The organism is Streptodolium elevatio (assembly GCF_053592165.1).
Map to the genome: position 1 here is coordinate 122,524 of NZ_JBSFVE010000014.1, position 19,028 is coordinate 141,551.

Genomic DNA, 19,028 nt, shown 5'->3' on the forward strand with positions numbered 1-19,028 from the left:
TGTATCGAGAGGGGGTGGGACCGGTGGTCGCATCCGTCACCGCGCGGCGGGCACACACCCGGCAGCGCCTGCTGGACGCCGCACTCGACGTGTTCGCCGAGGAGGGCTTCGGACGCGCCACGGTCGAGCAGGTCTGCGAGCGGGCGGGGTTCACCCGCGGGGCCTTCTACTCCAACTTCACCTCCCTCGACGAACTGTTCCTGGCGATGTGGGAGCAGCGCTCGCGCGCCATGCTCGACGGCGTCCGCGCGGCACTCGCCGAGGTGTCCGCCGCGTCGGCCGAGGAAGGCCTGCGGGCAGCCGTGGACGCCATCCCGGTGGACGACGCGTGGTACCGCGTGACCGCCGAGTTCACCGCGCACGCGCTGCGCAACCCGCCGCTGCGCCGGGTGATGGCCGCGCGGGAGCAGGCGATCCAGGACACCGTGCTGCCGGCCCTGGTCGCCGCACTGGCCCGGCTCGGCCGCCGCGTCACCGACCGGACCGGGCTCGGCCACGCGCTCGTCGCGGTGCACGACGGCACCGCCGTGCAGGTGCTCCTGGAGCCGCACGACCCGGCGGTGCGGGAGCGCCGCCGTGCGCTCTTCACGGCCGTGCTCGACGCGTACAGCACACCCGACACGACGCTTGCGCCACCCCCGCGGCCAACCCCGCGGACAGCCATGCCGACACCCGCCCCGGAGGAAGCACGATGAAGGACGACGCCGACGTCATTGTGGTGGGAGCGGGACTGGCCGGGCTCGTGGCCACGTACGAACTCACGCGCGCGGGGCGGCGGGTGCTCGTCGTCGACCAGGAGAACGAGGCCAACCTCGGCGGCCAGGCGTTCTGGTCGCTCGGCGGGCTGTTCCTGGTCAACAGCCCCGAGCAGCGGCGCATGGGCATCAACGACTCCTACGAACTCGCGCTCGCCGACTGGCTGGGCTCGGCCGGGTTCGACCGCGACCGTGAGGACCACTGGCCGCGCCAATGGGCCCACGCGTACGTCGACTTCGCGGCCGGTGAGAAGCGGGCGTACCTGCACGGCCTCGGCCTGCGGGTGATGCCCACGGTCGGCTGGGCCGAGCGCGGCGGCGGGACGGCGACCGGGCACGGCAACTCGGTGCCGCGTTTCCATCTGACCTGGGGCACCGGGCCCGAGGTCGTGCGCGTGTTCCGCGAGCCGGTGCTCGCCGCGGCGGCGCGCGGGCTCGTCACGTTCAAGTACGGGCACCAGGTCGACGGGCTGGTCGTCGAGGACGGTGCGGCGGTCGGCGTACGCGGGACCGTGCTGGCCACCTCCTCGCACGGCCGCGGCGTGGCCGCGGAGCGGGTGGCCGCCGGGGACTTCGAGCTGCGCGCGCAGGCGGTCGTCGTGACGTCCGGCGGCATCGGCGGGAACCACGAACTCGTGCGCAAGAACTGGCCCGTGGACCGCCTGGGCCCGGCACCGCGCGCGATGATCACCGGCGTTCCGGCGTACGTGGACGGCCGCATGCTGGAGATCACCGAGGGCGCGGGCGGGTCGATCGTCAACCGCGACCGCATGTGGCACTACACCGAGGGCATCAAGAACTGGGACCCGGTGTGGCCCGACCACGCGATCCGCATCATCCCCGGCCCGTCGTCGCTGTGGCTCGACGCGACCGGGCGGCGCCTGCCCGCCCCGCTGTTCCCCGGCCACGACACGCTCGCGACAATGCGGCACATCCTGTCCACCGGGCACGACCACTCGTGGTTCGTGCTGACGCGCTCGATCGTGGAGAAGGAGTTCGCGCTCTCCGGTTCCGAGCAGAACCCCGACGTCACCGGCAAGGACCTCAAGCTGGTCCTGTCCCGGGTGAAGAAGGGCGCCCCCGGCCCGGTGCAGGCGTTCCTCGACCACGGCGAGGACTTCGTCGTACGCCCGACGCTGCGCGAACTCGTGGACGGCATGAACGCCATCTCCCCCGGCCCCGCGCTCGACTTCGCGGACGTCGAGCGCGAAGTGCTCGCGCACGACCGGAACGTGGACAACGCGTACTCAAAGGACCTCCAGCTGATGGCCGTGCGCAACGCGCGCGCCTACCTGCCCGACAAGATCACCCGGGTCGCGGCGCCGCACCGGTTCCTGGACCCGGCGCACGGCCCGCTGATCGCGGTCCGGCTGCACCTGCTCACCCGCAAGACCCTCGGCGGCCTGGAGACGACGCTCGACTCCCAGGTGGTGCGGCCCGACGGCGAGGTGTTCGACGGGCTGTACGCGGCCGGCGAAGTCGCCGGCTTCGGCGGCGGCGGCATGCACGGCTACAACGCACTGGAGGGCACGTTCCTCGGCGGCTGCATCTTCTCCGGCCGTGCGGCGGGCCGTGCACTCGCCAGGAGCCTCGGATGAGCCCGCGCACGGCGCTCGTCACGGGCGCGTCGTCGGGCATCGGCGCCGCGGTGGCCGCGGCCCTCGTGCGGCGCGGCGACCACGTCCTCGGGACGACGCGCGACCCCGCCAAGATCACCGACCCGCTGCCCGGCGTCGAGTACCTCGCCCTGGATCTGGCCGACAACGCGTCGGTCGAGGCGTGTGCGGCGGCGGCCGGCGACGTCGACGTGCTGGTCAACAACGCCGGCGAAAGCCAGAGCGGACCGCTGGAGGAGCTGCCGCCCGACGCGCTCGACCGGCTGTTCCGCACCAACGTGCTGGGGCCGGTGCGCCTGACCCAGCTCCTCCTGCCGGGCATGCGCGCGCGGCGCGACGGCCGCATCGTGATGGTCGGGTCGATGCTGGCCAGCTTCCCGCTCGCGTACCGCTCGTCGTACGTCGCCTCGAAGGCGGCGCTCAAGGGCTTCGCGAGCGCGGCGCGGCGCGAGGTGGCGCCCTACGGCATCGGCATCACGACCGTCGAGCCCGGGTCGATCAACACCGGGATCAGCGCCCGGCGGACGCAGTACCTCGCCGACGACTCCCCCTACCGGGACGAGTACCACACCATGCTCACCGCGCTGAACACCAACGAAGCCGACGGGATCTCGGCCGACGACGTGGCGACCGTCGTCCTCAAGGCGATCGACGCCGCGCGGCCGAAGCCCCTGTACGCCGTGGGCAGCAACGCGCCCCTGGTGTTCGCCCTGCGCCGCCTGCTGCCGCGCGGTGCCGCGGAACGCATGGTGTCGCGGCGGCACGGGCTGCGCTGAGGTCCGACGGACGGCACGGCTTCCCCGCCATCTCCGCTCCCCGCCTTCCCATCTTGAAGGGCTACTGCATGCAGCTTCTGCCGCACAACCCGACCGAGGGCGTCTACCCGGCCACCGACGACTACGTGCACGCCATGGAGGTACGCGGCGCCGAGCGGCTGCTGTTCGTGGCCGGCACGATGGGCCTGGCCCCCGACGGAAAGCCCGGCGCCACCCTCGCCGAACAACTCGATCTGCTCTGGACGAACATCAGGGCCATCCTCGCCTCCGCCGGCATGACGGTGGACAACATCGTGCGGCTGACCAGCTACCTGCGGGACGCGTCCTACGCCGAGGCGAACGCCGCCGCGCGCGTGGCGGCCCTGAACGGCCGGGCCGTCCCGACCACCGCGATCGTCGCCGAAACGCTCGTCGGCGAGTGGCTGGTCGAGGTGGAGGTCATCGCCGCGGGCTGACGGGGCGTGCGGCATCCCGGCTCGGTGGGCGGGGCGCTTCCGCGTACCCTGCCCACGACCGGGCAGACACATAGCGGAGCCAAAAACCGATCCGGCCACCGAGCCGGCAGAGGAGAGGTGCCGCAATGGCCGACCTCGCGCTGGGCCCCGTGCTGCGCTACGCGGGACGCACGACCGCCACCGTGTGGGTGGAGACCGACGGGCCGGGGACCGTACGCGTGGAGTGCGACGACGCCGCGGGCGAGGCCGCCACCTGGTCGGTGTTCGACCGGCACTACGCGATCGTGGTCGTCGAGGGCCTGGCTCCCGGCCGCACGCGCCCCTACCGGGTGGTGCTGGACGGACACCAGGTGTGGCCCCCGCGCCCCTCGGTGTTCCCGCCGAGCATGATCCGTACGGTGGGCGACGACTCCGAGCCCCAGCGAATCTCCTTCGGCTCGTGCCGGTGGTCGCGCCCGCCCAGCCGTGAGGAGCCCGACGAGCGCCACTTCGACCCGGACGTTCTCGACACCCTCGCGTCCCGGCTCGCGCGCGGCACCCCGGACGAACTGCCGGACGCCCTGCTCCTGCTCGGCGACCAGGTGTACGCCGACGAGATCTCCGAACGCATGCGGGACACCCTCGCCGCCCGCCGCGACCTCAGCCGGCCGCCGGGCCCGCAGGTCGCCGACTTCGACGAATACGCGCTGCTCTACCAAGAGTCCTGGAGCGACCCGCAGATCCGCTGGCTTCTCTCGACGGTGCAGAGCGCCATGATCTTCGACGACCACGAGATCGTGGACGACTGGAACACCTCGTACTCGTGGCGCGCCGACATGGCGCAACTGCCGTGGTGGTCGGAGCGCATCAGCGGGGCGTTCGCCTCGTACTGGGTGTACCAGCACCTCGGCAACCTGGACCCCGAAGCGTTGGCCGCCGACGAGACCTACATCGCGGTGCGCGAAGCGCCCGACGCCAAGCAGGCCGACGAGATCCTCCGCTCTTTCGCCCTGCGCGCCGATGCCGACGCGGACAACGACGACCAGGACAGCCCGCGCGCGTGGTGGAGCTACCGCCGCGACTTCGGACGCACCCGCCTGGTCATGCTGGACACCCGCGCCGGACGCGTGCTCACCCCGAAGCACCGCCACATCATCAGCTCGGGCGAAATGGCCTGGGCGGAAGAGCAGTTCGACGAGGGCGGCTACGACCATCTCCTGATCGGCAGCTCACTGCCCTGGCTGCTGCCGCATGCCATCCACGATCTGGAGTCCTGGAACGAGGCGCTGTGCGCGGGCGCACGCGGGCCGCGGATCGCCCGCCTCAGCGAAAAGGTGCGCCGCGCCGGTGACTTGGAGCACTGGGCCGCTTTCCGTGAGTCCTTCGCGACGTTCACCGCACTGCTGGAGCGCATCTCCGCGGAAGGTCCCCGAGCCGAGGGCCGGCCGCCCGCGACGATCTCGGTGCTGTCCGGCGACGTGCACCACGCGTACGCCGCGGAGGCCCACTGGCTCGACCGCGACGCCCGTTCCACCGTCGGCGCAGATCCCCAACGGCCTTCCCGCGTCGTCCAGTTCACCTGTTCACCGCTGCACAACGCGGTCCCCGCCGGAATCCGGATCGGCTTCCGCCTCGGCTGGGGCGCCGCGGCCACCCGCCTGGGCACCTTCCTCGCCCGTCACGCGGACCTCCCGCCCAAGCCGGTGCACTGGACCAAACTCGGCGGGCCGTGGTTCGGCAACCACCTGATGACCCTCACCCTCCACGGCCGCGGAGCCGAACTGGCCCTGGACCGCGCCATGCGGCCCCGCCGAGGCGGCGAGCCGTGGCTGCGCCGTATCGGAACCGCCAAACTCCGCTGACGCGCCGGGGCGTCGCACCCTCGGGCGCATCACGCGCTCGGGCATCACGCGCCAACCATCCGCGACCCTCCCCGTGATCCTCTCCGCGCATCGATCAAGGTGACGAATGATCATGCGTGGCAAGGGATTTCGCCGCTGATCCAATGCTCGCGACCCTCTGTCGATCGTGATGCGCTGCCCCTACACTCGGCATCCGGCAGCACGATCCGCAGCTGAGCGGAGGCGAGCAGCGGTGAAGCTTGTGGTGTTGGTCAAGCACGTCCCCGACGAGACCGTCGACCGTCCCCTGACGGACGGGGTGTTCGCCGACGACCTGACGGTGGACCGGGAGGCACTGACCTGTCGGCTCGGCGAGCCCGACGAGTATGCCGTCGAACAGGCGATGCGGATCGCCCGGCGCCGCATGGACGTGCAGATCTGCGTCGTGACGATGGGACCACCGGGCGCCGCACGGGCGTTGGTGCGGGCCCTGGCCCTCGGCGCGGACGAGGCCGTGCACGTCGTCGACGACGCGCTGCACGGCTCCGACGCGCAGGCGACGTCGCTGGTGCTGGCCGCGGCGGTCCGCCGCATCGGCTTCGACCTGGTGCTGTGCGGTACGGCGTCCACCGACTCCGGGATGTCCGTGGTGCCCGCCATGGTCGCCGAGCGGCTCGGCGTGCCGGTGGCGTGCGAGGCGGACGCGGTGTGGGCCGGCGAGGACGAGGTCGTGGTACGCCGCGACGCCGGTCCGACCACGGACGACATCGCCCTGACGCTGCCCGCCGTCGTGTCGGTCACCGAACGGGTCGGCGAGCCGCGCTATCCGGCGTACCGCTCGGTGGTCGAGGCGCGCGGCAAGGTCGTACGCACGTGGTCCCTCGCGGACCTGCGGATCCGCCCCGACGAAGTGGGCCTCGGCGCGTCGGCGACCGTGGTGCGCAGCGTGACGCCGTACGCGGGACAGGGACCGGCCCTGATCGTCCGCGGCGACGCCCGTGACGCGGCGGAACGGCTCGCGAGCTACCTGTCGGAGCACCAACTGATCTGAGCCGGCGGTCCGGCCGAGGAATGCGCGGGAGGCTCTGCATGCAACCTGTGCTCGTGCTCGTGGAATGTGACGGCGCCGAAGGCGCCGTCTGTGTGTCCGGGTACCGGTTGCTCGGCATGGCCCGGCGGCTGGGCTCGCCCGTGGCGGTCGTACGGCGGCCCGTGGAGCCGCGCGTCATCGCGGCGTTGGGACGGTACGGCGCGACACGCGTCTGCGTGGTCGAGGACATGGCGGAACCGGCCGTCGGAACAGCCGGCGCCGGTGGCGCGCGCGGCGTGGCCTCGACTGCCGTCGCCGTGCACGCGATCTCCGAACTCGCCTGGCAGATGTCCGCGGCGGCCGTGCTGGTGCCGTCCGACCGCGAAGGCCGGGAGATCGCCGCGCGCGTCGCGGTACGGCTCGGCTCGGGGATCGTCACGGACGCGGTCGACGTGTTCGCGGACCCGGACGGGCCGGTCACCGTGCAGGAAGTGTGCGGCGGCGCCTACCGCGTGGAGTCGGTGGTCCGCGGCACCGCGCCGGTGATCACGGTCGCCTGCGGAAGTGCCGCCCCCGCCCCGGCTCCCGCCGAGGCCATCGCGGAACCGGCGGTCGAATTGATGCGCGTCACGCTGCCCGAGGCGGACCGCCGGGTGCGCGTGGTGGCGCGTACCCGCAAGCCGGACCGCAGGCCGTCGGTGGCCGCCGCCTCGGTGGTGGTGGCGGGCGGCCGCGGCGTCGGCTCCGCCGAGGGGTTCGCGCTGGTGGAGAAGGTCGCGGACGCGCTCGGCGCGGCGGTCGGCGGGACCCACGCGGCGGCGGATCTGGGATGGTGCCCGCACGACGCGCTCATCGGGCAGACCGGTGCGATCGTGCACCCGCGCCTCTACATCGCGTGCGGGATCTCCGGGTCCGTGCACCACCGCGCGGGGATCCAGCACGCCGCGACGATCGTCGCGATCGACCGCGACCCGACGGCACCCATCTTCCGGATCGCCGACGTGGGCGTGGTCGGCGACCTGCACGAAGTGCTCCCCGCGCTGTTGGAGGAACTGGCCCGGCGCCGGAACCCGGCCGCCACCGAAGCGATCTGACAGCGCAACGGAACAGCAGACGGAACAGCACAACGGAACGGCACGACGGAACAGCACGGCGAGAACGGAGCACAGGGCACGGCGTACCGGTACCCGAGACCTCGCGGAGGCGTAAGTGGTCGCACGACTCGTCATCGGACTGGCGATCACGGCGGTGGCGTTCGCGCTCGCCGGTCGGCGTGTCCTGACCCTCTACCGGCTGGGCGGCAAGGGCCAGCCGGTGGACCCGGACCGCACACGTGATGTCGGGACCCGGCTGTGGGCCGTCACCACCGAGGTGTTCGGGCAACGCAAGCTGCTCAAGTGGACCGGTGCGGGGGCCGCGCACTTCGCGGTGTTCTGGGGCTTCGTGATCCTCGGCGCGACGATCGTCGAAGGCTACGGGGCGTTGTTCGACGAGGACTTCCACATTCCGCTGATCGGCAAGATGGCGTGGCTCGGCGCGCTCGAGGACACCTTCATCGTCGCCGTCCTGGTCGGCATCGTGGCGTTCGCCGCGATCCGGTTGCGCCAGTCGCCCGAACGGGAGGGCCGGGGCTCGCGGTTCTTCGGCTCGCACACCGGTGCCGCGTGGCTGGTGCTGTTCATGATCTTCAACGTGATGTGGACGCTGCTGCTCTTCCGCGGCTCGCAGACCAACACCGGCACCTTCCCGTTCGAGAACGGCGCGTTCGCCTCCGAAGCGGTGGGCGAGGTGCTGGAGCCGATGGGCGAGCACAACAACGAAATCCTGGAACACGTCGCGGTGTTGCTGTCGCTGGGCATCGTGCTGACGTTCCTGGTGCTGGTCGTGTACTCCAAGCACCTGCACATCTTCCTCGCCCCGCTGAACGTCCTGTTCTCGCGGCGCCCGCGCGCCCTCGGCACGCTGCTTCCGGTCTACTCGGGCGGCAAGAAGGTCGACTTCGACGACCCCGACGAGGATGACAAGATCGGCCGCGGCGCGATCGAGGACTTCACCTGGAAGGGCCTGCTCGACTTCGCGACTTGTACCGAGTGCGGTCGCTGCCAGTCGCAGTGCCCCGCGTGGAACACCGGCAAGCCGCTCTCCCCCAAGCTGCTCATCATGTCGCTGCGCGACCACGCGCTCGCCAAGGCCCCGTACCTGCTCGCCTCCTCCGACGAGGCCCGCGCGGCACTCCCCGCGGAACAGATCGCGGAGGCCGAACGCCCGCTCGTCGGCGGCTCGGACGTCAACGGCGTCATCGACCCCGACGTCCTGTGGTCGTGCGTCACCTGCGGCGCGTGCGTCGAGCAGTGCCCCGTCGACATCGAACACGTCGACCACATCGTCGACATGCGCCGCTACCAGGTGATGATGGAGTCGGAGTTCCCCAAGGAAGCCGCCTCGATGATGCGCAACCTGGAGCGCAAGGGCGACCCGTGGGGACGCGGAAAGAAGGCCCGGATGGAGTGGGCCGCCGGACTCCCCTTCGAGGTCCGGGTGTTGGGCGGCGAGGAGATCCCCGAGGACGTCGAGTACCTGTACTGGGTCGGCTGCGCCGGCTCACTCGACGACCACGCCAAGAAGACCAGCCGCGCGGTCGCCGAGCTGCTGCACGAAGCGGGCGTCGGGTACGCGGTCCTCGGCCGCGACGAAGGCTGTACCGGCGACGCCGCCCGGCGCATGGGCAACGAACTGCTGTTCCACGAGCTGGCGACGCAGAACGTCGAGACGCTGAACGCCGCGTTCGGCGAGCGCGAGACGAAGAAGATCGTGGTCACCTGCGCACACTGCTTCAACACCCTGGGCAACGAGTACCCGCAGCTCGGCGGCCACTACGAGGTGGTCCACCACACGGAGTTGCTGGCCAAGTTGGTCGAGGACGGCAAGCTCGTGCCGACCAACGAGGTCGACGCCGCGGTGACGTACCACGACCCGTGCTACCTCGGCAGGCACAACCGCGTGTTCAGCCCGCCGCGCGCAATCCTCGGCAGCGTTCCGGGAGTTCGTCTCACCGAAATGCCGCGCAACCGGGAACGCTCCTTCTGCTGCGGCGCGGGCGGCGCGCGCATGTGGATGGAGGAGACGATCGGCACGCGGATCAACGAGACCCGGACCGACGAGGCGCTGGGCACCGAACCGGACCTGGTCACCGCGGCGTGCCCGTACTGCATCGTGATGCTGACCGACGGCGTCGCGGTGCGGAAGCAGGAAGGCAAGGCAGCCGAGTCGGTACGCGTCACCGACGTGTCGGAGGTCCTGCTCCAGTCGATCCGCCGCCGCCCCGGAATGCCCGAGAAGCCGACGACGACAGCCGCAACACCTGCGGAGAACGGCAAAGCCGCCACCACGTCGTCCAACGGCACAACACCGGAGACGGACACCCCGAAGCCCCCGGAATCGACGGTGGTCCCCGGGGAGGCGTAGTCCCGGCCGCAGAAGTCACCGGCCCGGACCGGACCCGCGGGGCGGTCCGCCTCGTACGCCGTCGTCCGGGCCGGGGCTTCGGTCGGGGAGGATGGTCCTCGGTCGCGATGCGCTGCCGCGCCGTCGTGTGCGGGACTACCCGGTAGCGGGGTGCTCCGGACGTTCGCGAGAGCTTCATCCGTGTGTCAGGTCCACCGCCACCCCGCGTCGCCCTTCGTCGTTTGACTCAGCTCGGAAAGCCGGGTCAAACGACAGGAGACGACGTTGAGACGTGTTCTTCCCGCACTCGGACTGGCCGGCGCGCTGCTTGCCACCCTGGTCACGACGGGCGCCGCGGGGCCCGCTTCTGCGCACGGCAGCGGAGACCGGCCGTCGCGGTCGTCCGCGGAGCCGTTGGTGATCGCGCACCGAGGGGCCAGCGGCTACCGTCCGGAGCACACTCTTGAGGCGTACCGTCTCGCGATCCGCATGGGTGCCGACTACATCGAGCCCGACCTCGTGGCGACGCGGGACGGCGTGCTGGTGGCGCGGCACGAGAACGAGATCTCCGGTACGACCGACGTCGCCACGCGCACGGAGTTCCTGGGGCGCAAGGCGACCAAGACCATCGACGGGGTGTCCGTCACAGGGTGGTTCACCGAGGACTTCACGCTCACCGAGCTCAAGACGCTCCGGGCGAAGGAGCGCCTGCCGCTGGTCCGGCCGACCAACACGACCTTCGACGGCCGCTTCGAAGTGCCCACGCTTCAGGAGGTCGTGGACCTCGCGCGCGGCGAGGGCCGTCGGCTCGGCCGCACGATCGGCATCTACCCGGAGACGAAGCACCCGACGTACTTCCAGTCCATCGGCCTCCCCCTGGAGGAGCCCTTGGTGGACCTGCTGCGCCGGAACCGGCTGACCGGCCGCAAGGCGCCGGTGATCGTCCAGTCCTTCGAGACGGCGAACCTGCGCAAGCTCGACAAGATGACGGACGTCCGGCTCGCGCAGCTGCTGGACGCGGCCGGCAAGCCGTACGACTTCGTGGTGTCCGGCGACCCGCGCAGCTACCAGGACCTCGCGAAGGCCGCGAACCTGAAGTGGATCTCGACGTACGCGGACGGCGTGGGCACCAACAAGAACCTGCTGGTGCCGCGTGACGCGAGCGGCAAGCTGCTCGCCCCGACGACGGTGGTACGCGACGCGCACCGCGTCGGACTGGTCGTGCACGCCTGGACGTTCCGGGCCGAGAACCAGTTCCTGCCGACCGACTTCCGCCTCGGCGCCGACCCGAACGCCCGCGGCGACATCACCGCGGAGTACGAGCTGTTCTACGGCCTCGGTCTGGACGGCGTGTTCGCCGACCAGCCGGACACGGCGGTCGCGGCCCGGACCGGACTCCCGGACTGAGTCGCCGGCGGACCCGCCGGTCTCCCGGCAAGCCGGCAGCCCGCGGAGATCGCCAGGAGGCCACGGAGACTGAGGCGGCTGCCGAGTCCCCGCGCATGTCGTGCGCGCACGGCACGGCATGCGCGGGGTCCGTCAGTCGACGAACAGCCGCTTGATCAACTCGGGGTAGTCCCAGCTCAGTTCGCCGAGCATGCCGGCCAGCACCGGCGGGGCTCCCTTGACCTGCGGGGTCGTGGCGACCAGACCGGGCACGGCGACGCTGCCGCCGCTGAAGCGCGAGCCGGGGGTGGCGGGCGCGTCCACCCGGTACGTCCGCCACACCGGCTGGTCGTGCTTCAGCATCACGAGGTCGTGGCCGTTCCAGGCGAGGAACACCCAGCGGCCCTTGCTCGCCGCGCGGACCAGCAACAGCCCCTCGTGGTGCGGCCCGAGCGCGTCCACCGCCTGCGCCGCCACCGGCAGCGGGTTGGCGAACGAGCCGGTGACCTCCCAGATCCCGTCCTGGTCGTCCGCCGACCAGCCGGACTGCGCGAGGGACGCCAGGGCGTCGGCGTACGGGCCCTCGAACTCCGGTGTGTCGTCCAGGAAATCGTCCTCTTGCCAGCTCGACGCGGGCAGGGTGGGCGCGGGCGGGGTGAGCGCGGCGGGCACTGCTGCGTCCGCGGCTTCGGGGGCCGGGGGTGCGGCGGGCGCCGGAGCCGGAGCAGGTGTGGGGACGGCCGCGGCCACCTGCGGGTGGGCCCGCTCGGGCGCGGGGACGGCTGCCGGAACCGGCGCCGACACCGGCGCCGCGGTGGGCGTCGGTGCAGCTGTGGGCGGGACAACCGCCGCGGCACGCGGAGCCGCGGCATCCTGGGCCACCACCGCCGGGTCGCCCGCGGTCTGCGCGATCCGCAGCCCGTCGCGGGGCATCAGCGCCGGGTCGCCGCCCGCGAGGACCGCGAGTTCCACGGTCCCGCCGGCGCCGGCCGACTCGCCGAGAGCGGCCCAGGTGAGGTCGGATCCGCCGGTCAGCACGGTCCAGGTGTCGCCGGTACGCCACTGGACGAGGCGTCCTTGCGGCATGTGCGCGTCGTCGACGATACGGATCTCCGCGTCGCGGCCGGCGAGGGCGCGGGCGAACGCGTCGGGGTCGTAGCCGACGCGCGGCGGCGGGAGGGCGAGCGCGATGCGGGCGGGGGCGAGGCGTTCGACGAGGGCGCGTACGGCCCGTGCGTCGGCGTCCACCACCGGTGCGGACAAATGCAGTTCGTCCACGGGGCCCTCGGGAAGGCGGCCGAGCAGAGGAGCGTGCAGGTTGTGCAGGAGGCGTGCCTCGGTACCGGGTTGCCCCGGCGCCGTGTCGTCGGGGGCGCTTATATGTCGCTCGGCGATGATGTCGGCCAGGTCGCGCAGATGGGTTTCCGCCCACGGCGGGAACCCGACGGTCCCCGGCAGCATCTCCAGCCAGTCCGCGAGGTCGGCCAGCATCGCGTGCGAGGCGCCGCCGTCGCAGGCGACCGAGGTCCACAGGGCGTCGCCGCCCGAGGCGCCGACCGGTGCGGCCGAGCCCACCGCCAGCCGCGCCGACTCGTCGCCGAGCAGCAGCAGCACGCGCGGGGAGAACGGACGGGAGGCGCGCGGCCGCGCTCCGCCCGGGGCCGGCGGGTGGACGCCGTACGGTACGTCCGCGATCACCGCGGTCCGGGCCCCGAGGCCGCGTACGGCCTCGACGGCACTGTCCACCTCGGACCCCCGCTCGGCGGGGAACCCCAGGAACAATGCCTCACGCGGCGAACCCTCGGCCGACGCCCATGCGGCGACCGGGCCCAGTCCCGCTCTTGCCGGCGACCATGCCGGTCCTACGGTCTTGACGCTCACACCGCCCCCTCACTTGATCACCATCGTATGAGGCGGCACGGGCCTGTGCCGAGCGGGCCGGGGCTCCGGGAGAGTTGTTTGCCCAAAGCTTGGGGTGCGCCGGGTTGTGGAGAGGTGGTGCGGCCCGGTTGCACGCGTGCGGGAGGGCGGGCGGTCAGCGCTTGGTGTAGACCTTGCCCGGCGTCAGCCTCGTGCCGCCGTACAGCTCGGAGACGGTGACGAGGTGGTAGCCCCGCTTGCGCAGCCCGGTGATGATCGCAGGGGCGGCGTCCGCGGTCGAGCGGTGGATGTCGTGCATCAGGACGATCGAGCCGGGGCGCACATTGCCCAGGACCCGCGACGTGACGACGCGTGCGTCGCGGTCGGCCCAGTCGCGCGGGTCGACGCTCCACATGACGACGGGCGCCTTGATCGCGGCCCGGACGCGCTCGTTGTGCGCGCCGTACGGTGGCCGCACGAGCGAGGGGTAGCGCCCGGTCGCCCGGGTGATCGCGGTCGCGGAGCGGCTCACCTCACGGCGCACGGCGGTCGTGGAGAGTGTGCGCAGGTCCTTGTGCGCGTACGTGTGGTTCGCGATCTCGTGGCCCTCGTCCGCCACCCGGCGGGCGACGCGCGGGAACTTGTCGGCCTGCACGCCCAGCATGAAGAACGTCGCCTTGGCCCGGTGTGCGCGCAGGTGGTCGAGGAGGCGTCCCGTCGATGCCGCCGCGGGTCCGTCGTCGTACGTCAGTGCGACGCACTTGGCATGGCGGCAGTCCACCCCCGCCGCCTCGGCGGTCCCGGCCCCGGGGCCGAGGAGTGCGGACAGGAGCACGACGACCAGCCCGCCGACGACGGCGCGAACACGCACGTGGATCCCCCAACTCGTTCGACCCGGAGCGCACGCGGACCGGGCACGGCGTCAGGCGCCGCTGCGGCGCCGCAGGGGCCGTACCCAAGGCGCCAACCGGGCATTCGAATTCGCACGATGACGACTCGGACGGGTGAAGGGGCCGTGCGCCGGCCGCGGCGCGGGGACCGGCCCGGCGGCCTCAGGCCGCGGCGATCGGTTGCTCTGCCCAGATCGTCTTGCCACCGGCCGTGTAGCGCGTGCCCCACCGCTGGGTGAACTGCGCGACCAGGAACAGCCCGCGGCCGCCCTCGTCCAACGTACGGGCGTGCCGCAGGCGCGGAGACGTGCTCGTCGCGTCCGACACCTCGCAGATGAGGCTGTCGTCCCGGATCAGGCGCAGGTTGATCGGGCCGGCGGCGTACCGGATCGCATTGGTGACCAGTTCGCTGACCACCAGCTCGGTGGTGAAGGCGATGTCGTCGAGCCCCCAGTCGGCGAGCTGCCGGGTCGTACGCTCGCGCGCCTCCGCCACCACGGCCGGGTCCGCGGGCAGCTCCCACGACACGACATGCGAGGCGTCCAGGGTGCGGGTGCGGGCGACCAGCAGCGCGACGTCGTCCTCCGGCGGCTGGCGTACAAGGGTGTCCAGCACCGTCGCGCAGATGTCGTCAAGCGGGCGGTCCGGCCGGTCGAGCGCCGCGCCCAGCAGGTCGAGGCCCTGGTCGATGTCGTGGGCCCGCGACTCCACCAGGCCGTCCGTGTAGAGCACCATCAGGGTGCCGGACGGGAGTTCGAGTTCCGTCGACTCGAACAGCATGCCGCCCAGCCCGAGCGGCGGACCCGCCGGCAAGTCGGGGAACTCTACCGTCCCGTCGGGACGCACAAGTGCGGGCGGCGGGTGGCCGGCGCGGGCGAGGGTGCAGACGCGGCTCACCGGGTCGTACACCGCGTAGAGGCAGCTTGCGCCCAGAGCCGTGGTGTCGAGGCCGCCTTCGCCCCGGCCTTCCTCGTCGACGAAGCGCATGACCAAGTCGTCCAGGTGGGCGAGTAGTTCGTCCGGAGGCATGTCAAGGTCGGCGAGGGTGTGCACGGACGCCCGCAGGCGTCCCATGGTCGCGGCCGCGTGGGTTCCGTGGCCGACGACGTCGCCCACGACCAGGGCCACGCGCGCGCCGGACAGCGGGATCACGTCGAACCAGTCGCCGCCCACGCCGGTGCGGTCGTCGGCGGGGAGGTAGCGCGAGGTCACCTCGACCGCGGTCTGCCGGGGCAGCCCGTGCGGCAGGAGGCTGCGCTGCAAGGCGAGCGTCGCGGCGTGCTCGTGGGCGAAGCGGCGGGCGTTGTCGATGCTGACCGCGGCGCGCGACACGAACTCCTCGGCGAGGATGAGGTCGTCGCCCTCGAACGGCTCGGGGCTGCCGCGCCGGAAGAAGTGCGCCACGCCGAGCACGCGGTCGCGGACCGCGATCGGGACGACCATCAGCGAGTGCAGCCCCACCGCGCGCAGGCGGCGGGCCACCTCGGGGTCCCGGGCGATCCAGCCGACCGAGTCCGGGTCGAGCACCGGTTCGAGGACGGCGCGGCGGTCGACGAGGCAGCGGGCGGCGGGCGAGTCGGCGCGGACCGGGACGTACTCGCCGTTCCGGGCGTACGACTCGCGCGGATCGTCGCGGGCCGAGCGCTGCCCCACGCGTCGCAGGCCGGGGTCGCCGGGCACCGGGCCCGGGGCCGGCTCGATGCCGCGCAACACGGACTCGCGCAGGTCGACCGCGGCGAAGTCGGCGAGGCCGGGCACCGCGACGTCGGCGAGTTCCTGGGCGGTGCGGGCGACGTCCAGCGTCGTGCCGATGCGCATGCCGGCCTCGCTCAGCAGCGCCATGCGCCGCCGGGCGCGCCAGCGGTCGGTGACGTCGACGACGACGTAGCAGATGCCGAGCGGTTGCCCGGCCGGGTCGTCGACCCGGAAGAACGAGGTGGAGTACGCGTGCTCGTGCTCCGGATCCGCAGCCGTGCGCCCGCGGTACTCCAGATCGATCAGCGGTTCGCCGGTGGCGAGCACGCGGCGCATGTTGGCCTCGATGGATGCGGCCGGGAGGTCCGGCAGGACTTCACCGAGGGTGCGCCCGAGGCGCTTCGCGCGTGGGATCCCTCCGCCGCGTTCGAGGGTGTCGTTGAGCCATACGCAGCGCAGGTCGGTGTCCATCAGGGCCATGCCCAGGGGTGCGCGGCCGAGGAGGTGGTCGACGAGTGCCCAGTCCCAGCCGGCCGGGAGCCTCCAGGGCTCGTCGGCGTCGCGGCCGTCAGGCCGGGCGTTCGGCGTGCCCATGGTTCTCCACCTCATTCGGTCGTCGGTGCTCCCCGTCGGCCCCCGCATTGGTCTCGGTGTCGGTCCCGGTGTCGTCGGTCCCGGTGGCGGTCCCGGTGTCAACCCGGGTCTCGCCCCCTCTCTCTCCCTGCCCCGTCCAGCGCGTGAGCAACAGGGCCACGTCGTCGGCCCGGTCGGTGACCCGGCCCGCCTCGCGTACCAGGCGGTCCGCGAGGTCGGCGACCGCCACCGTCGCGCGCGACCCGCCCGGCGGGTGGCCGCGGGCCACGGACGCGCGCAGCCGTTCGATGCCGTTGCCGATGTCGTCGCCCGCGTCCTCCACCAGGCCGTCGGTGTACAGGGCGAGGAGCGAACCGGGGCGCAGGACGACCCGGGTGACCGGGTAGTCGGACGAGCGGTCCACCCCGAGGAGGGTGCCGCCCGCCACGTCCAGGACGTGGGCGTCGGCGTCGGGGCCGCACACGATCGGCGGCGGGTGCCCGGCCCGGACGATGCGGCACACGCCGGTACGCGTGTCGAGTTCGATGTAGCAGCAGCTGGCGAACAGCCCCGGGTCCAGGTCGGCGAGCAGCCGGTTGGTGCACGCGACGACCTGCCCGGGTTCCTTGCCGCCGGTCGAGAAGGCACGGACGGCGCTGCGGAGTTGGCCCATGATCCCGGCCGCCGCGACGCTGTGGCCCTCGACGTCGCCGATCACCAGGGCGACGGCGTTGCCCGTGTCGATGACGTCGTACCAGTCGCCGCCGATTTCCATGCCCTGGGTGCCGGGCAGGTAGCGCGCGGCGACCTCCAGGTGCGGCAGGTCGGGCAGCCGGTGCGGGAGCAGGGCGTGCTGGAGGCCGCGGGCGAGCGCGGATTCCGCGTCGAACAGCCGCGCGCGCTCCAGCGCCTGGGCGATCAGGCCGCTGAGCGCGGTGAGCACCGAGCGCTCCTCGGGGCTGAACACGTGGCGTCGGCCGAAGCCCAGGATGCAGCTGCCGACCGGCCGGTCCGACGCGATCAGCGGCAGGAACGCCCACGACGACATCTCGTCGACGGGGATGCCCGGGTACGCGCCGGTCAGGTCGCTCACCGACTCGAAGAAGATCGGCACGCCGTGCGTGAGCACGTCGACGCCGGGCAGCCCGGCGTCGGTCGTGACCCCCTCGAAGGGATCCAGGAAGCCTTCCGGGTAGCCGGTCTGCCGGACCAGGTGGAAGCGGCCGTCGCGCACGATGTAGACGGCCAGCTCCTGTCCGCCGAAGGCCGGCAGGATCTGGTCGGCGACGACCTCGCAGACCTCGTCGACGCTGACCGCCTCGGTGAGCGCGCCGGCCATCTGGAGCACGTGGTAGATCGCGCCGAGCCGGGCGGGTGTCGCGGGGAGGGTCGGCGGGGGCGCGGGACGGTCGTCGTGCTCGGTGCCGCGGCCTCCCGGTGCGCCGGGCGGCGGGCCGACCGGGACGACCTTGCCGGTCACGCCGTAGGGGTCGGGGTAGAGCGAGAAGGCGAGCCAGCGGTCGTGCGGGGTGCGGGCCAGGAACGCGCCGGGCTGCTGCGAGAGCATCGCGGCGCGGTAGCGGTCCTCGTACGAGGGGTCCGCCAGCCACGGGAACGCCTCCCACGGAGTGCGGCCGATGACGTCCTCGAGGCGGATCCCGAGCATGCCCTGGAGGTTGCGGTTGGCGTACGTGATGCGGCCGTCCGGGTCGAGCGAGAAGACGCCGTCGCGCAGCCGCTCGACGGCCTCGGCCGCGGCGGCGCCGAAGCCGAGGTCGAGGACCGCGCCGACCAGGTGCGGCCCGGAGTCGTCGGGGACACGGCCCCACAGCTCCAGGAGCCTGCGTACGCCGCCCTCCCCCTCGACCTGGAGGCGCCACGCGAGCACGCGCCCGGTGTCCACGGCGCGCCGGGCGGCCTCACGGAACTCCCGTCCGCCGCCGGATACGACACGGTCGGCCAGGGTGGTCGCGCGGCCGTCGAAGTCGGCCGGGGGCACGCCGAACAGCTCGCAGAGCACGTCGTCGGCCGCGAAGGCGCCGGTCTCGGTGTTCCAGTCGAACAGGCCGACGCGGATCGGCGACAGGACCGGGGTCCACAGCGGGGCGGCGGTCGGCGGGCCGTCGTACTCGACCGGTTCGCCGCGGCCGGCGATCTCGGCCAGCACGTTGCCCAGGCGCACGCAGGCCGCCCGCAGCCGGCGGCGGCGCGCCCCGGTGAGGCCCTGGCCCGGCGTCGCGGGCCACAGGAGCACGATCGCGCCGCAGGCCTCGTCCCCGCAGCGCACGGCGGCGGTGGCCGAGGCGAAGGCGTACGGCATGCCCAGCGCCAGCTGCGGGAAGCGCCGCACCGTCTCCCCCGCGTCGGCGAGAAAAACGATTCGCCCTGTCCGGAACGCCTCGGCGGCGGGCATCGCGCCGTGCACCGGGATGCGCCCCCACGGGTCGACGAGGGAGACCGACAGGCCGGCGACTTTTGCCAGCACCAGAGCCCGTCGATCGGGTGACCTGAGGTAGGCGACGCCGCCGTACGCGCCGGTGGCCTGGACCGCCTGGGCGAGCCCGGTCGAGAGCGCCTCGTCGAGGGCGTCGGTGAGGGTGTCGTGGCCGCCGGGACCGGGCGCGGGCGGCCCGTGCGCAGGGTGGGCGGGGGGCTGGGGGCCGTGGGCACGCCTGTGCACAGCCCCGGGCTCGGGCGCGATGCCGGTCATCGTGCCGTACCTGCGTGC

At 72.8% G+C, this 19,028-nt stretch carries 13 protein-coding genes; 9 read left to right on the forward strand and 4 right to left on the reverse strand.

The features are described from left to right. Positions 1-23: 23 nt before the first annotated feature. The 9 genes from ACWD12_RS24970 to ACWD12_RS25010 all read left to right on the forward strand — a co-directional run bounded on the left by ACWD12_RS24970 (position 24) and on the right by ACWD12_RS25010 (position 11,303). Positions 24-695 (forward strand): TetR/AcrR family transcriptional regulator, encoded by a 672-nt coding sequence (locus ACWD12_RS24970; RefSeq protein ID WP_450101415.1) that lies wholly within the window; start codon positions 24-26, stop codon positions 693-695. Further along, complete coding sequence (locus ACWD12_RS24975; protein ID WP_450101416.1) at positions 692-2,353, forward strand: FAD-binding dehydrogenase; 1,662 nt, start codon at positions 692-694, stop codon at positions 2,351-2,353. The genes ACWD12_RS24970 and ACWD12_RS24975 overlap by 4 nt, the downstream gene beginning before the upstream one ends. Further along, complete coding sequence (locus tag ACWD12_RS24980) at positions 2,350-3,147, forward strand: SDR family oxidoreductase (protein WP_450101417.1); 798 nt, start codon at positions 2,350-2,352, stop codon at positions 3,145-3,147. Before ACWD12_RS24975 ends, ACWD12_RS24980 begins: the two co-directional genes overlap by 4 nt. 68 nt (positions 3,148-3,215) lie before the next feature. Next, positions 3,216-3,602, forward strand: coding sequence for a RidA family protein (locus ACWD12_RS24985; RefSeq protein ID WP_358351587.1), 387 nt, complete (start codon positions 3,216-3,218; stop codon positions 3,600-3,602). 125 nt (positions 3,603-3,727) lie between these two features. Then, complete coding sequence (locus tag ACWD12_RS24990) at positions 3,728-5,443, forward strand: alkaline phosphatase D family protein (RefSeq protein WP_450101418.1); 1,716 nt, start codon at positions 3,728-3,730, stop codon at positions 5,441-5,443. A 232-nt stretch (positions 5,444-5,675) separates the two neighbouring features. Then, a complete protein-coding gene (locus ACWD12_RS24995; RefSeq protein WP_358351582.1) occupies positions 5,676-6,473 on the forward strand; it encodes an electron transfer flavoprotein subunit beta/FixA family protein in 798 nt (265 codons plus the stop codon). Between the two features lie 38 nt (positions 6,474-6,511). Continuing rightward, positions 6,512-7,546, forward strand: coding sequence for an electron transfer flavoprotein subunit alpha/FixB family protein (locus ACWD12_RS25000; RefSeq protein ID WP_358351579.1), 1,035 nt, complete (start codon positions 6,512-6,514; stop codon positions 7,544-7,546). A gap of 115 nt (positions 7,547-7,661) precedes the next feature. After that, positions 7,662-9,917 (forward strand): (Fe-S)-binding protein, encoded by a 2,256-nt coding sequence (locus tag ACWD12_RS25005; RefSeq protein WP_450101419.1) that lies wholly within the window; start codon positions 7,662-7,664, stop codon positions 9,915-9,917. A gap of 264 nt (positions 9,918-10,181) precedes the next feature. Continuing rightward, positions 10,182-11,303, forward strand: coding sequence for a glycerophosphodiester phosphodiesterase (locus ACWD12_RS25010; RefSeq protein WP_450101420.1), 1,122 nt, complete (start codon positions 10,182-10,184; stop codon positions 11,301-11,303). A 132-nt stretch (positions 11,304-11,435) separates the two neighbouring features. Here the strand turns inward: ACWD12_RS25010 and ACWD12_RS25015 are convergent, their stop codons facing one another. The 4 genes from ACWD12_RS25015 to ACWD12_RS25030 all read right to left on the reverse strand — a co-directional run bounded on the left by ACWD12_RS25015 (position 11,436) and on the right by ACWD12_RS25030 (position 19,010). Next, positions 11,436-13,163 carry a hypothetical protein gene (locus ACWD12_RS25015; RefSeq protein ID WP_450101421.1) on the reverse strand — a complete coding sequence of 576 codons (1,728 nt, stop codon included), beginning with the start codon at positions 13,161-13,163 and terminating at the stop codon, positions 11,436-11,438. A gap of 154 nt (positions 13,164-13,317) precedes the next feature. Further along, a complete protein-coding gene (locus ACWD12_RS25020; protein ID WP_450101422.1) occupies positions 13,318-14,013 on the reverse strand; it encodes a polysaccharide deacetylase family protein in 696 nt (231 codons plus the stop codon). Positions 14,014-14,194: 181 nt separating this feature from the next. Continuing rightward, positions 14,195-16,321, reverse strand: coding sequence for a SpoIIE family protein phosphatase (locus tag ACWD12_RS25025; protein WP_450101423.1), 2,127 nt, complete (start codon positions 16,319-16,321; stop codon positions 14,195-14,197). Then, on the reverse strand, positions 16,296-19,010 hold the full coding sequence (locus ACWD12_RS25030) for a SpoIIE family protein phosphatase (RefSeq protein ID WP_450101424.1): 2,715 nt from the start codon (positions 19,008-19,010) through the stop codon (positions 16,296-16,298). Before ACWD12_RS25030 ends, ACWD12_RS25025 begins: the two co-directional genes overlap by 26 nt. Between the last annotated feature and the right edge of the window lie 18 nt (positions 19,011-19,028).

What these genes read in the sequence shown, in the direction of transcription:
- ACWD12_RS24975 (WP_450101416.1), top strand. Translation starts at nt 692, where the DNA reads ATGAAGGACGACGCCGACGTCATTGTGGTGGGAGCGGGACTGGCCGGG.
- ACWD12_RS24980 (WP_450101417.1), top strand. Translation starts at nt 2,350, where the DNA reads ATGAGCCCGCGCACGGCGCTCGTCACGGGCGCGTCGTCGGGCATCGGC.
- ACWD12_RS24985 (WP_358351587.1), top strand. Translation starts at nt 3,216, where the DNA reads ATGCAGCTTCTGCCGCACAACCCGACCGAGGGCGTCTACCCGGCCACC.
- ACWD12_RS24990 (WP_450101418.1), top strand. Translation starts at nt 3,728, where the DNA reads ATGGCCGACCTCGCGCTGGGCCCCGTGCTGCGCTACGCGGGACGCACG.
- ACWD12_RS25000 (WP_358351579.1), top strand. Translation starts at nt 6,512, where the DNA reads ATGCAACCTGTGCTCGTGCTCGTGGAATGTGACGGCGCCGAAGGCGCC.
- ACWD12_RS25025 (WP_450101423.1), bottom strand. Translation starts at nt 16,321, where the DNA reads ATGGGCACGCCGAACGCCCGGCCTGACGGCCGCGACGCCGACGAGCCC.
- ACWD12_RS25030 (WP_450101424.1), bottom strand. Translation starts at nt 19,010, where the DNA reads ATGACCGGCATCGCGCCCGAGCCCGGGGCTGTGCACAGGCGTGCCCAC.